General features: G+C 69.6%; 12 protein-coding genes, 1 tRNA gene and 1 other RNA gene. 7 read left to right on the forward strand and 7 right to left on the reverse strand.

What is annotated here, in order from left to right:
- Positions 1 to 4 precede the first annotated feature (4 nt).
- From HS99_RS32565 to HS99_RS32575, 3 genes are all read right to left on the reverse strand, one after another.
- The gene (locus tag HS99_RS32565) at positions 5 to 466 is read right to left on the reverse strand and encodes a pyridoxamine 5'-phosphate oxidase family protein (protein WP_046386109.1); all 462 of its coding nucleotides are present in this window, start codon (positions 464 to 466) and stop codon (positions 5 to 7) included.
- Between the two features lie 168 nt (positions 467 to 634).
- Positions 635 to 1048 (reverse strand): STAS domain-containing protein, encoded by a 414-nt coding sequence (locus tag HS99_RS32570; protein ID WP_050366695.1) that lies wholly within the window; start codon positions 1046 to 1048, stop codon positions 635 to 637.
- Positions 1032 to 1394, reverse strand: a complete 363-nt coding sequence (locus tag HS99_RS32575; protein WP_046386108.1) for a helix-turn-helix transcriptional regulator — start codon at positions 1392 to 1394, stop codon at positions 1032 to 1034. The genes HS99_RS32570 and HS99_RS32575 overlap by 17 nt, the downstream gene beginning before the upstream one ends.
- A gap of 402 nt (positions 1395 to 1796) precedes the next feature.
- Between HS99_RS32575 and HS99_RS32580 the strand changes: the two genes are divergently transcribed.
- Both HS99_RS32580 and HS99_RS32585 read left to right on the forward strand, forming a co-directional pair.
- Positions 1797 to 2288, forward strand: coding sequence for a DUF5994 family protein (locus tag HS99_RS32580; RefSeq protein WP_030551943.1), 492 nt, complete (start codon positions 1797 to 1799; stop codon positions 2286 to 2288).
- Between the two features lie 58 nt (positions 2289 to 2346).
- The gene (locus HS99_RS32585; protein WP_030278569.1) at positions 2347 to 2592 is read left to right on the forward strand and encodes a hypothetical protein; all 246 of its coding nucleotides are present in this window, start codon (positions 2347 to 2349) and stop codon (positions 2590 to 2592) included.
- A 40-nt stretch (positions 2593 to 2632) separates the two neighbouring features.
- Here HS99_RS32585 and HS99_RS32590 read toward each other — a convergent pair whose 3' ends face one another.
- A complete protein-coding gene (locus HS99_RS32590) occupies positions 2633 to 3238 on the reverse strand; it encodes a DUF5994 family protein (protein WP_050366696.1) in 606 nt (201 codons plus the stop codon).
- 683 nt (positions 3239 to 3921) lie between these two features.
- Positions 3922 to 4500, reverse strand: coding sequence for a DUF5994 family protein (locus HS99_RS32600; RefSeq protein WP_030278575.1), 579 nt, complete (start codon positions 4498 to 4500; stop codon positions 3922 to 3924).
- Between the two features lie 977 nt (positions 4501 to 5477).
- Here HS99_RS32600 and HS99_RS32605 point away from each other — a divergent pair.
- The 3 genes from HS99_RS32605 to HS99_RS32615 all read left to right on the forward strand — a co-directional run bounded on the left by HS99_RS32605 (position 5478) and on the right by HS99_RS32615 (position 8822).
- On the forward strand, positions 5478 to 6674 hold the full coding sequence (locus HS99_RS32605) for an ice-binding family protein (protein WP_370863328.1): 1197 nt from the start codon (positions 5478 to 5480) through the stop codon (positions 6672 to 6674).
- Between the two features lie 461 nt (positions 6675 to 7135).
- Positions 7136 to 7699 (forward strand): DUF5819 family protein, encoded by a 564-nt coding sequence (locus tag HS99_RS32610; RefSeq protein ID WP_305953133.1) that lies wholly within the window; start codon positions 7136 to 7138, stop codon positions 7697 to 7699.
- Positions 7689 to 8822: an HTTM domain-containing protein gene (locus HS99_RS32615; RefSeq protein ID WP_107050769.1), complete on the forward strand. Its 1134-nt coding sequence runs from the start codon at positions 7689 to 7691 to the stop codon at positions 8820 to 8822. The genes HS99_RS32610 and HS99_RS32615 overlap by 11 nt, the downstream gene beginning before the upstream one ends.
- A 775-nt stretch (positions 8823 to 9597) precedes the next feature.
- On the opposite strand, the gene HS99_RS32625 is transcribed toward HS99_RS32615, so the two are convergent.
- Both HS99_RS32625 and HS99_RS32630 read right to left on the reverse strand, forming a co-directional pair.
- A complete protein-coding gene (locus HS99_RS32625; RefSeq protein ID WP_030597629.1) occupies positions 9598 to 11019 on the reverse strand; it encodes an arylsulfotransferase family protein in 1422 nt (473 codons plus the stop codon).
- A 593-nt stretch (positions 11020 to 11612) separates the two neighbouring features.
- Positions 11613 to 11697, reverse strand: a tRNA-Ser gene (locus HS99_RS32630).
- 108 nt (positions 11698 to 11805) lie between these two features.
- Here HS99_RS32630 and ffs point away from each other — a divergent pair.
- Both ffs and HS99_RS32640 read left to right on the forward strand, forming a co-directional pair.
- An RNA gene (ffs, locus tag HS99_RS32635) (signal recognition particle sRNA small type) lies at positions 11806 to 11902 on the forward strand.
- 76 nt (positions 11903 to 11978) lie between these two features.
- The coding region (locus tag HS99_RS32640) for a DNA polymerase III subunit gamma and tau (RefSeq protein ID WP_141763862.1) at positions 11979 to 13312 on the forward strand (1334 nt) is incomplete at its 3' end.

Here is a 13312-nt window from a genome sequence, read left to right on the forward strand (position 1 = left end):
CCGTTCAGGCGTTGGGCGTGGGACCGGGGTACGGGAGCGGGGCACGGCCGGGACCGGCTCCGGTGATCGGGAACGTCCGGCCGTCCACCTGCGTGGTCGTGATCCGCAGCAGGGATTCCGCCGGGCCGGGAACCCAGGGCGTCTCGGACCCGGTGCGGCTGATGAGGCGATCGGCCTCCCCGGCATCGGTCACGGGGTGGGCGTAGCCGGTCACACTGACGCTCCACGCGGTGCCGGAGTCGGCACCCTCCGCTTCGAAGAGCACGACATCGCCGTCCGTCAGCCGCTGCAGGCGGGCATCGGCACCGGCGCCGACCACGACGTCCTCGTCGAGGAGGTAGTTCACCGGGGCGACGACGGGCAGGGCCCGCGCGGTGAACACCACTCTGCCGTAGCCGGTGCCCGCGAGCAGGGACAGGCATTCCCGGCGTTCCAGCCCACCGGGTACCTGCGTCGCCTCGTCCATGCCTCCATGCTCCTCGTCCCGGTACGAACCGCGGCATGGGTCACTTGGCCCTGCTCGTCCGCCGTCCGGCCGCTGTTCGAGGGGACCGTTCGACGGTGCGACAGGTGGCCTGCCGCACGGCGCGGAGACATGGACGGTGTCCTGCGGCCGCTGTGTCCGGTCACCCCCTCATCCTGTCTGCCGGCTGGCGGCGTAGGTGTCCGCCAGCGCGGTGCGGACGCTCGAGCAGATCGTGAAGACCTGGTCGGTGCCGGTGATCTCCAGTACCCGTCTGGTCTGAGGCGGCGGTGCGGCGAGCACCATCTCCACGCCGGCGGCCTTCGCGCGCCGGCGGGCGGTGAGGAGCGCGTTGAGGCATACCGAGTGGCAGAAGGCCAGGCCGGTCAGATCGACGATCAGCTGGGGCGGGCGGGTCTGCATTACCCGTGCGAGGGCTTGCTGCAAGGGCTGGCGGTCCTCCAGGTCCACCTCGCCGTCGAGGCGGACGATCACCGCCTGTCCGTCAACCACCGTGGTGGTGGCTCGCAGCTGCGGTGTGAGGTGCTGGAGGCGGTCGGGCGCGGTCTCACGGATGCTCACCATGATGATCACCGGTAGGAAGCCTCTGCTGGTGGCCGGAGCCGGGGCGGGGATCGGGGCCGCCGAACAGGGCCAGCAGGCCTGCGATCTCCTGGTGGGCCTCGGCGGGATGGCGGAAGTACGTGCCCTCGACGACGTGGTAGTGGTTGCGGCGCCCGTGCCGTGTACGAACGAGGAAGCCGGCGTCCTCCAGGTCGGTGACGATCGCCTGTACGGCCCTCTCCGTCACTCCGCACGTCGCCGCCAGGTCCCGCAGGCGGACTTCCGCGTCACGCGAGATCGCCACCAGTACACGTGCGTGATGCGTCAGGAACGTCCACCTCGTCCGGGGCCCCTGTTCATCCCGCATACCACAAGTATGCTCTCGAATTCCGGTTCCGGAATGCCCGAGTCCAGGATCGTCAATGGTCTTCGCCACCCGGCCACCCCGCGCGGCGTCTGCCCTATCCCCGCCTCCGCCCGCCAGGTGGAGTGATCCGTCGGCTGGGCTCTGAACGGCAGTGGACGGGGGGTGAACGCAACCAGAACTGGTCGCATCAGGCCTCTCCCGCGCGGTGGGGATGACGTCTCGTTCGCGTCACTCCTGGGTGCGGACCTTCCCCGTCGCGGTGTACGGGCCGCGGCGGACGGACCGGCCCGGGGCTGAGGGGGCGGAGTACCGTGGGAATGTCGGAACGGCTCGACCGGCAGCGACGGAGGACCGCCTCTGCGGTAGCGGACGGGACGTCCGTCCGCGGATGGGTGGCGTGCCATGTCGGATGAATCCGGTACCTCGCACCACGGCCTTCTTCCGGAGCGGCTGCGGCAGGCCGCGAAGCCGGGGACGGTCCTGCTGCGCCTGGCGACCACACGGTCGCGCGAGGGCGCGCTGGACGGCGCCTGGTGGCCGCGTTCACGGGATGTCGGCGCCGAGTTGCCCGGTCTGGTCAGGGCGTTGACCGAACACCTGGGCCCCGTGGTGAGCGTCGGGCTGGACGCGGACGCCTGGGATGAGGTGCCGCCCAGCCTGGTCATCGACGGCCGGCCGGTGCACATCGACCGGTACCCGGTCGGCGATGACACGGTGATCGTCACGCGGGGTGACCGCGATCACTTCAGCCTGCTCGTCGTTCCCCCGCAGGCGGCTCAGGAGGCAGCCCTGGCCGCGATGGCACGTGCGGTCGAGGCCGGTGGCACCGCCTCGGCGCGGCAGATCCTCGTCTCGACCGGCATCGGCTCCGAGCCACCGATCGAAGCGACCTGAGAGGACCGGCATCGCAGGCTGGGCCCCTCGGAAGGACAGGAGAGGCAGGGGCGACAGGATGTCCGTCTACGTGAAACTCTCGCCGGAAGCCCGGGCGCCGGCGGAGCCGTCGAAGGGGCCGCTGGACCTGCAGTACGAGGACGGCGCGGACGGCGTGATCTTCGAGTACGACCTGCACCCGAGCGGCGCGCTGCGCGTCCTGCGGGTCTTCGAGGACACCCCGCACCGGATCGAGGCGTGTTTCAGCCCCGGGGCGTGGCTCCAGGTCGCGGGTACCTACCTGCGAAGCGGCTCCGAGTACTGACGGCGATCCGCCGGGAGCGCAGGAGGATCGGGAGGCGGCGTCATCGGTGGTCGGCGCCATCGGTGGTCGGCCGAGGGCACAGGCCGGAACACCCGGGTGACAAGGGCCCGCCCCACCGGGCGGAGCCCCAGGCCGAGACGGAGGGGTCGCGTACCGGCCAGATGATTCCTCGCCGGTCGGACACCCTCGCGGAGGGCTCCTCGGCGAGCAGTTCGCTCGCGGTCCCGGTGTTCGCGGGATCGGCGGCCTCGGCCATCAGCCGGGCGGCCTCGACGGCTCCCGTCCGTGGCGGGACGACCAGCAGGGTCAGTCGGCGGGCAAGGTGCGAGCGGACCGAGATCGTGTGCTGGTCCTGCACGGCGGTGAACCCGCCCGCGTGGACGGTGTGGCTCACATGGACGGTGCGGCCCGCGATCGGGATCCGCCGGGGGACGGTCAACCACTGAGCCGGGTTCACGGTGATTCCGGCGACCCGGCCCCACCGCTTGTTCAGTTCGGCGGCCAGGGCGGGGAGTTCGAACGGAAGGTCGTGCGATCGGGGCCACCAGGCCCCGTCCAGCCGTCCGGCTCGCGGGCCGTCCGGTGTCAGGGAGAACCGCGGGGCGAGTTCGGCAGTGGCAAGCGTCGCGCCGTCGATCTCAGTCATGATCAAGGACCTGTCTCCGAACCTGACCGGTGCCAAGTCCGGGATCGCCGTTCGCCGGAGACGACGCCAGTGTCCGTGCCGGCATGCGAGGTGCCTTCGGTGATGTCCAGGCTACTCCCGGTCCGGCCCGGACCCGGCATGGTGTTCAGCCGGCTGAACGGTCGCGATGCCCACGTAGTCGGACTCCAGCTTGCCGGTCTTGTGCTCGTCGGCGTCGACACACGTCGTGGCCGCGCCACTCCCGGATGCCGCCTGCCTCGAAATCGGCCACCTCCTCCGCTCTTCGTTCCGTCGTGGCATTGAAGCCGCCGACCTCCCCGGTCGCCCTCCACCCGCCCGCCTCGTACGGTCGAGTCAGGGCAGGAGCGTTGGCACAGGAGGTCACGATGCGGCGCTACCGGTGGATTCTGGAGACCCAGAACGATGACGGCCGCTGGTCCCGGCAGGACGACACGACGATGCCGAATCCGCTGGAGTACGACGGTCCGCCGCAGCGGGCGGCCAACCACCTCCGGGACGTGTTCGTTCGCACCCTCTCCCGACCCGCGCCGGGCCCCCGGGCAGTCAGGGTCCGACTGTGGGAAGGGACCGGCATCGACGGCGAACCCCAAGCGGAGACCGAGTGGTCACGCGAGTGACACACCCGGCCCGCGCGGGCCGGGCCGGGTGTGCCGTCCTCCCGACTAGGCGGGTACGGGCCAGGAGGCTGCCCGGTCGCGGGCGATGTCCGCCCGCCTGCCGGCCTCACCAGCTCCGTTCGAGGGAGCGACGGCCGATGGCAGGAAGTCGGAGCGGGACGCCGGCTTCGCCGCACCGTCGCCCGTCTGAGCGGCGAGCAGGTCGCTCGCAGTACTGGTGTTCGCCGGGCCGGCTGCCGCGGCCATCAGCTGGGCGGCACCAGTGGCATCCGTCTCCGGCGGGACGACCAGCAGGGTCAGCCTGCGCGGGGCGTACGAGAACACCGCGATCGTGTGCTCGTCCTGCTCGGTGGTGAACCAGCCGGCGTGGACGGTGTGCCCGGTGACCGGGATACGGCGGGGGATGAGCGGCCACTGCGCGGGGTTCACGGTGATCCGGGTGATCCGGCCCCACCGCTCGTCGAGCTCGGCGGCTAGGGAGGGGAGTTCGAGAAGAAGATCACGCGACCGGGGCCACCAGGCCCCGTCCAGCCGACCGGCCCGCACGCCGTCGGGCGCGAGGGAGAGCCGCAGGGGGGATGCGGGGGTGGTCGGCGTCGTCGCACGATCGAGGATCGCAGTCATGATCAAGAGCCTGTCTCCGGGCCCGACCAGGGCCGGGTCCGGGAGAGCCGTTCGCCGGAGACGACGCCAGTATCCGGTGCCGGCATGCGAAGTGCCTTCGGTGATATCCAGGCTACTCTCCGCCCGGCCCGAACCCCGCACGGTCACGGTGGCCGATTCCGCAGCCCGGCGCCTTCGGACGAGACCGCGGGCGACGAGGGCGGGCGTCCCTCAGGCCTGGCCGAAGTGGCCCGCCCGGTCGGCGAATTCCACCATCGATAGGCGGCGGTCGTCGTGGCCCGACCGGACGAGCAGCCACGGCTGAACACGAGGAAGGGCCTCCGCCGCGCCGTGCCGAGCGGGAAGGACCTGTCGAGGAAGTCCTTCACGAGTCCGAGTCTCGCACCCTGCGCAGCCTTCCCGTGGGTGGCGTCCGCCGACAGCGACGCTCTGGGTGCACCTTTTCCAGTGATGAGCTGGGGTGTCCCCTGGCGAATGACGGATGGTCACGGATGGTCGGGGATACTGGCTTCGATCGCAGGGCTGTCTTCGTCCACTGTTCGCAGCTCTGTCGGCAGTTCAACTCAATCCTTCCGCAAATCATATCGACGTAGTGCGTCCCGCTGGGTGCCGAATTCTCCCTGACATCGGAGGGTGAAGGCGTATTCGCCGGACCCGGAGCGGTGGGGACAGGTGGCTCGGCCAGAGAACCGTGTGACTACAGGTAGAAGCCTGGGTTTACACAGCGGCTCAGGTCACCCCAACGGATCGTATGCGCATGGCGTGTTCCGGGTAAATCTAGATCCATCCTCTCTACCTGGTGCAACGGGCGCTCGATCCTCGGGCGCCCCTTGGCCACATGAAGCAGTGGTTCGGCGCGCATGTCGACGAAAAACATGGAATTCGTCGCGTTTCTCACAGGAATGGGACCCTAGGTGACACTGAACTTCTCTGCTGTGCCGCACTGGCGCAGGATTTCCGCCTGGATCGCGGGGATCGTGTTGATCGCCGCCGCCGGTGTGGCCTTGACACCGGTGCGGGCGCACGCCATCGCGACCGCCGTTCCCCTCGGTACGGCGGACAGCTTCGCGGTGCTTGCCGGCCAGTCGGTCAGCAACACCGGTTCTTCCGTCATCACGGGAGACGTCGGAGTGAGTCCGGGAACGGCCATCAGCGGATTTCCGCCCGGCCTGGTGAACGGGACCATCCACTCCGCGGATGCCGTCGCCGCTCAGGCGCAGAACGACTTGACCACGGCGTACAACGACGCCGCCAGCCAGGCGCCGGACGCCATCATCTCCGCTGACCTGGGTGGTCAGACGCTGGTTCCGGGCGTCTACAAGTCCGCTACCTCTCTCGGACTGACGGGCACGCTCACTCTGGACGCCCAGGGCGATCCCAACGCCGTGTGGGTCTTCCAGGCTGGATCGACCTTGACGACGGCCTCCGCCAGCCGCGTGATCCTCACCAACGGCGCCGCCCCGTGCAACGTGTTCTGGCAGGTCGGAAGCTCCGCGACGCTCGGCACCAACTCGACCTTCGTGGGCAACATCCTGGCCCTGACCTCTATCACCGTGACCACCGGCGCAAGCATCGACGGTCGGGCGCTGGCCCGGAACGGCTCCGTGACGCTGGACACCAACAGGATCACCCGGGAGACGTGTGCCGCCGGCACCACCGGCGGGACCACGGCGGGTACGACTGCGGGCACCACGACCGGTGGGACCACGGCCGGTACGACCGCGGGCACCACGACCGGCGGCACCACGGCCGGTACGACCGCGGGGACCACGGGCGGGGTTCTGGGCGGCCTGGTCGCGGGCAACACGGGCGGGGTTCTGGGCGGTCTGGTCGCGGGCAACACGGGCGGTCTCCTCGGCGGCCTCGTCACCGGTGGCACCACGGGTGCCACGACCGCGGGTACCACGGGTGCTACGACCGCAGGCACCACAGCCGGTACGACCGCGGGCACCAGCGGTGGGGAAACCGGTGGCAATGGACACCAGTGCGGCCCCTGCGACCACTGTGGTGACTGCCACGAGCACTGCCACGAGCACTGCGGTGACTGCCACCAGCACTGCGGTGACTGCAGCCACTGCGATCACTGCGGTGACTGTGGCCACGGTGATCACTGCGCTTCCTGCAGTGACAAGTGCGGGTCCGGCAACTGCTGCTGTGAGCCCGCGACCTGGTAGCCGATCCGCCGTGTGCGGGTCCCCAGGTCGTGAGGCGTGAGCACGAGCGCACCTCTCGCGTGGGTGTGGCCCCCGGACCGAGCCGGCCCCTGCGGCGGTGGCTCGTGTGATCGATGGAGACCGGCGGCGCGCGGCGGATCATCAGATCCCGCCGCGCGTCGCCCGGCCCCTCGTCCGGGGAACGCGCTGCTGGCCGAGGGGTGCCGGACGCGCACAACAAGCTCAGGGAAAGCAGAGCGAAGGGAGCAGCCAGGATGGGACGAACCGGACGCAGCCGCACCTCGAACGACAGCAGGTCTGTGGGCCTGGCGGATTCGGGCCCCTGGTCGGCCGATGAGGAGAACGACACCGCGGTGGAGCCGGCTGACCGGCCTGCGGGCGGGGCGCCCGGGTCGTCGGCGGAATGTACGGGACAATCGAGACTGCTGCGGACGGTGACAGCGAGCGGGGTGGCGCTCTGCGTGACCACCGCTCTCGTCCACGTCCTGTTGGTATTCCTTTACGTGGCGCCCTCGAATCAGATCTCACAGCGCTACAGCAAGCAGATCAACGCGTGGATCTATCCATTTTTCGAGCAGAACTGGCGGCTTTTCGCACCGAACCCCGAATCGGTGTCCCGACAGATCTCGGCTAGGACCGAGGCCACTTCGTCGAACGGTTCGAAGCAGGTGAGCGACTGGTTCGATCTGACGGCTGTGGACAGCGCAGACGTTGAACACAACATTTTCCCGAGCCATACGACGCAGAACATGCTGCGCCGGGCGTGGACCAGCTATCTCGAAACGCACGGAGGGGACGATCGGTCCTACTCCGCGCGGGCTGCGATGTTCCAGAAGTATCTCCGGAACATCGCCGTGGAGCGAGTTTCGGCTCATCAGCCCGGTCCGTTCCAGGCCATCCAGCTGAGGGTGACCACGCAGCCGATCGCAGGGTCCCCCCACGCGCGCGGTCCGTACCCCGCCGCGAAAGCCCCTGTCGAAACCAGGTACCTACCGTTGTGGAAGGTGACACCGAATGGCAACTGACCAGGCACTGGCCGCGGCGCCACCACCGTCCCGTGCCGCCACCGCCACCGGCCAAGCCGCCCCGCGACGGATCCTCGATCGCCCGGGCGCGCTCGTCGCCTCCCTGACCACGCGGCAGACCTCCCTCCACGCGGCCGCAGTGCTGCGCATCGGATACGGAGCGCTCTACCTCGCCTTTCTGTTGCGGGAGTTCCCCCACCGCCAGGAAATCTGGGGTCCCGAGGCACCGTGGACCCCCGCCTTGGCGAGGCAGCTGTTCGATCAGACGGGCTGGATCAGCATCCTCACTCTGTCCGACAGTCCTGCCTACTTCGAGAGCTGCTACGTGCTCGCGGTTCTCACGGCCACCCTGTTCATGCTCGGTTGGCGGACCAGGGTGATGTCCCTTCTGTTCGCGGCCGTGGTGGCCTCGTTCCACGCCAGGGCCATCTTCATGTCGGACGGAGGAGACAACGTGATCCTCCTCATGTCCCTCTACCTCTGCTGCACCGCATGCGGCCGACGCTGGTCCCTCGACGCGCGCAGAGCCCGCCGACGCGCTGCCGCCCGTACGGTCGACGCCTCGTCGTCACGTACGGAACCCGGGCTCAGGCACCAAGTCGCCGCCTCCCGCGAAACATTGGTCACGACGCTGCACAACTGCGGCATGTTCGTCATCGCCGCTCAGGTCTGCTTCCTCTACGGCTCTGCGGGGTTGTACAAGGTGCAGGGCAGCGCCTGGGGGGACGGGACCGCTCTCCACTACGTCCTGAACCTCGACCTGTTCCGGCCGTGGCCCGCCCTCTCGCTGATGCTCGACAACCATCAGATGGCCGTTGCGGTTGCCAGCTATCTGACCGTGATCCTGCAAGTGGCCTTCCCGTTCGTCCTCTTCGGCAGGCTGAAGTACATCGTTCTGGCCATGCTGCTGAGCATGCACGCGGGCATCGCGGTACTGCTGGGCCTCCCGCTCTTCTCCGGCGCGATGATCATTGCTGATGCCGTATTCCTCCCGGACCGGTTCTACGGGTCTCTGGGAAGCCTGTGCCGACGCGCCTTCAAACGTGCTGCGGCGAAGGGGCCGGTGTCCTGCTCGGCCCCGGACGCCACCCTCGTACCGCCGCAGCCCGGACGGGCCGGGTGAGACCGAGCGGCGACACCGGCACGGAACCAGCGCCGGCAGGGGAGGGGGAGGGATGAGTGACGCGCACCAAGGCACCGGAACGATCCTGGCCTACGACGGCGACTGTGGCTTCTGCCAAGCCGTGGTCGACCGGATCCGCAAGCTGAGCCACGCCTCGGATGCCAGCCGTGCCATGGCAGGCCCTGCCGGATCGCCTCACCGCTGCGCACTTGACGCGACTCGAACGGGAGGCGCTGATCTTCCGGGGCGGCGAGGTGCATGCCGGCGGAGTGGACGCGCTGACCTGCTTCGTCGAGTCCTCGCCGAGCCTCCGGTACCGGCGGGCCGCTGCTGCGATCGGCCTCCCGGGTGTACGGGCCGTCGCTCGTCGGGTCTACGCCGCGGTATCGCGGAACAGGCACCGCATTCGTATCGGCGCAGTCACCTGCTCCGTGCACCACTCCTGAGCAGCCCATCAGGAAATTCGCCGCCAAGCGAAAAACGTCGGCCCCGACCGCAGAAGTGGTCGGGGCCGACGTTTGCCTTGATAGGCAGCGGCGGAGGATGCGAGATTCGAACTCGTGAGGGGTTGCCCCCAACACGCTTTCCAAATCTCCTCGGCAGTGTCCGGCGGCGTTCACACACGTTCTGAACTGCGGTTCTCTTGCTGTCGGGGTGGTGACCGAACCCATTCGGACGGCGATGAATGAGACCGGAACCGAGACCAGGCCAGGGTTGTTGTTCGGCAGTCGCGGGCGATGCTGCCGCCGAAGACGGCCCGAGGATCGGTCCTTCCTCAACCGGAGCGGGTCACGACGTGGGACGTCCCGATGACCTCCCCCTTCGCGTTCAGCGCCCTCACCTGGAAGTACGGTCCCGGGTTGTCCGTCGTGACGGCCGTCTCGAAGCCGGTCCGGTCGGCGTGGTCGACGACCACCGACAGGGAACGGGCGTCCGGTCCGGCGAGCACCTGCCACGCTCTGGTCTCCGTTGAGCCGTTCCAGGAGGCGTAGACGGTGCTCCGCCCGCCGCTGCCGTCGCGCGCCGCCGCACTGGGCGGATACCACGGCTTGCCGACCCACTCGTGGCGGAACGCCCGGTACGAGATGTCGGAGCCCGGCATCATGGCGTCGTAGAGCAGGTTCTTCGAGCCGTCGCCCTCGGTGTTCCCGGCGCCCCTGTACTCCGAGTAGTACGACTCCTGCCCCCACCCGACGAACTCGTTGCCGTTGGTGAGCGCCTGGGTGTCCCCCTGGGACGCGGCGTACAACCCCGGTGCGTGGTAGTAGGTCCGCGCCGCGGTCGCGCGGTGGTTGGGGAAGTCGAGGTTGAGGATCAGGCCGTGTGACTGCTGTTCGGGGGTGCCGTCCGGCTGGTTGCAGCAGCCGTCGTCGAACATGCTGATCCGGTTTCCCGGCCGGAACCGGGCGTGGTGCTGCCAGTAGAAGTCCGCGTTCGGGCCGAAGCTGAAGTCGCTTCTCTTGCCACCGAGTTGCCAGCGGATGTCGCCTGTCTGCCGCGCGACGTCGTAGACCGCCCAGAGGTTTCGGGCCGAGATCAGCAGCTGGCCGTCAGGGCCCTCGTCGATCGAGTTCACGTGATAGGCGTCCCACACCCCGCCGGACGAGGACGCCGAGGAGGCCGACACCTCGGAGTCCGCCGGGTTCACGTGGTCCAGGATGTCCCACGAGAAGACGAGTCTCCCGGTCGCGAGATCGACCTCCTGGACCTCACTGTCCTCGATGGCTCCGTTCTTCGGCCCCCCGTAGGGGGTGAGGTCCATCGGGACCGGCTTGGACGCGATGAACAGCGCGGTCCCCCGGCGCGTCAGGAGGAACTCGTGGAAGTCCGGGTAGAAGCCGTGCCGGGCGAAGACGGTCCTGAGCAGGCGGTAGTGGTCGTCGTAGATGTAGTAGCAGCCTCCCGGCTCGGGGGCGCCGCCGGGCAGGTTGGTGTAATACGGGGGAATCGCGATGGTTCCCTGCCAGAACGTCAGCACCGGTTGTGTGACGCCGGTCCGGGGGTTGTGGTACGTCTGCACCCGGAAGTCGCCGTTCTCGAGGTTCGCGACGGGAAGCGGGCGGAACCAGACCGGATCGCCGGAGTCTTCGAGCATCAGCGCCCCGGTCTGGCCGACCGGCTGGGTGAGGTTGTACGGGGCGACGAAGACGTCCCCCCGGGCCGTGCCCGGTTGTCGCGTGGTCACGGTGACCCGCATGGGATGCAGCTTCGGCGCGGACGCGAAGCTCCACACATCGCTGCCGGAGGTGATCGGCGCCGGTACGCTCGTCGCCGGCGGGGCCGGCCGGGTCGCGCACCGGGCCCGGTCCCATCCCATCAGGTCGGACGCTGCGGACGTGCCTGCCCCTAGCGAACCGAGTGCCCCAGCCGTCACCATCACCGTCGCGGCTGCCATCCAGCGGTGCCAGGCACCCATAGCTGCAGGCACGTCCCTCCTCCTTCTGCTGCTCACCCGCGTGGAAGCGGGGCGATGCCCGCACGGCCTTGGCCGTCCTGCCCGGAAGCAGCGGGAAGCCAGCGCCCCACACGAGGTTGAACGGGCCTGCGGCATCCGCCTCGGAGGCCCTCACCCTCGGTGACCGGTATGGCCCACAGATGGCACCCGAACAGGCCAGCCGGTCGGCCGGCGGCCGACCGGCTGGCCTGTTCGGTCGGCTGGGTGACGCCCCGGGGTGGCTTCATCCGGCAGGTGGTCAAGGACGCCGAGGGGGACGGCTCACAGGCCCCCGAAACGACGAAGGCCCCGACCGGAACCCGGTCGGGGCCTTCGTTTGCCCTGACGGGCGAAGGCGGAGGATACGAGATTCGAACTCGTGAGGGGTTGCCCCCAACACGCTTTCCAAGCGTGCGCCCTAGGCCTCTAGGCGAATCCTCCGTGGGAGAGCTTAGTACATGTTTCGGGGTGCTCGCGACCAGCTATCCCGCAGGCAGGAGGGTGGGGGTGGCCTGTGGATCGTCGGGGCCGGGATCCGGTAGTGTGGGGGTCAGCCCCTCGTGCGGCGTCATCTCTCTGAACCCCCCCAGGGCCGGAAGGCAGCAAGGGTAGGAGGGCTCTGGCGGGTGCACGGGGGGTCTTTGCGTTCCCGGGGCGTTCCGGGCGGGGGCCGGGGTGAAGGGGCGACGCGTTTGTCGGCCCGTCCCGATATCGTCGGTGGTGTGTCCCTAGCCCTGTACCGCCGCTACCGCCCCGAGACCTTCGCGGAGGTCATCGGGCAGGAGCACGTGACCGCTCCGCTCCAGCAGGCCCTGCGCAACAACAGGGTCAACCACGCGTACCTGTTCAGCGGGCCGCGCGGCTGTGGCAAGACGACGAGTGCGCGCATCCTGGCCCGTTGTCTGAACTGTGAACAGGGGCCGACGCCGACGCCCTGCGGGGAGTGCCAGTCCTGTCGGGACCTCGCGACCGGCGGGCCCGGCTCGATCGACGTGATCGAGATCGACGCCGCCTCGCACGGTGGTGTGGACGACGCGCGCGAGCTGCGCGAGCGGGCCTTCTTCGCGCCGGTGCACAGCCGGTACAAGATCTTCATCCTGGACGAGGCGCACATGGTGACCTCGGCCGGCTTCAACGCACTGCTCAAGGTGGTCGAGGAGCCGCCGGAGCACCTCAAGTTCATCTTCGCGACCACCGAGCCGGAGAAGGTGATCGGGACGATCCGGTCCCGTACCCACCACTACCCGTTCCGGCTGGTGCCGCCCGGCACGCTGCGCGACTACCTGGCGGAGGTCTGCGGCCGCGAGGGCATCCAGGTCGAGGACACGGTGTTCCCGCTGGTGGTACGGGCCGGCGCGGGCTCGGTGCGTGACTCGATGTCGGTCATGGACCAGCTGCTGGCCGGCGCCGGCGAGGGCGGCGTCACGTACCAGATGGCGACCGCGCTGCTGGGGTACACCGACTCCGCGCTGCTGGACGAGGTGGTGGACGCCTTCGCCGGGCACGACGGGGCGACGGTCTTCCAGGTGATCGACCGGGTGGTCGAGGGCGGGCACGATCCGCGCCGCTTCGTCACCGACCTGCTGGAGCGGCTGCGCGACCTGGTGATCCTCGCCACCGTGCCGGACGCGGGGGAGAAGGGGCTGATCGACGCCCCGGCGGACCGGATCGCCGTGATGCAGGCGCAGGCGGACGCGTTCGGCGCGGCCGAGCTGAGCCGGGCGGCCGACATCGTCAACACCGGGCTGACCGAGATGCGCGGCAACGCGGCGCCGCGGCTCCAGCTGGAGCTGATCTGCGCCCGGGTGATGCTGCCGGGCGCGTACAGCGACGAGCTGTCGCTCCAGGCGCGCCTGGACAAGCTGGAGCGCCGGGCGGCCGCGGGCGGCCTCGCCGCGCCGGCCGGGATGGCTCCGATGGCCGCCGCGCCGATGGCCGCCGCGCCGACTGCCCCGTCGGTGGAGGTGCCGGTGAGCGTGCCCTCGGCCCCCGCCTCCGTTCCCGCCGCCGCCCGTACGGCGGCGTCCCGCTCCGCCCACCGTCCGGTCAACCGCTC

The sequence above is a fragment of the Kitasatospora aureofaciens genome, assembly GCF_001188955.3.
Lineage (GTDB): Bacteria > Actinomycetota > Actinomycetes > Streptomycetales > Streptomycetaceae > Kitasatospora > Kitasatospora aureofaciens.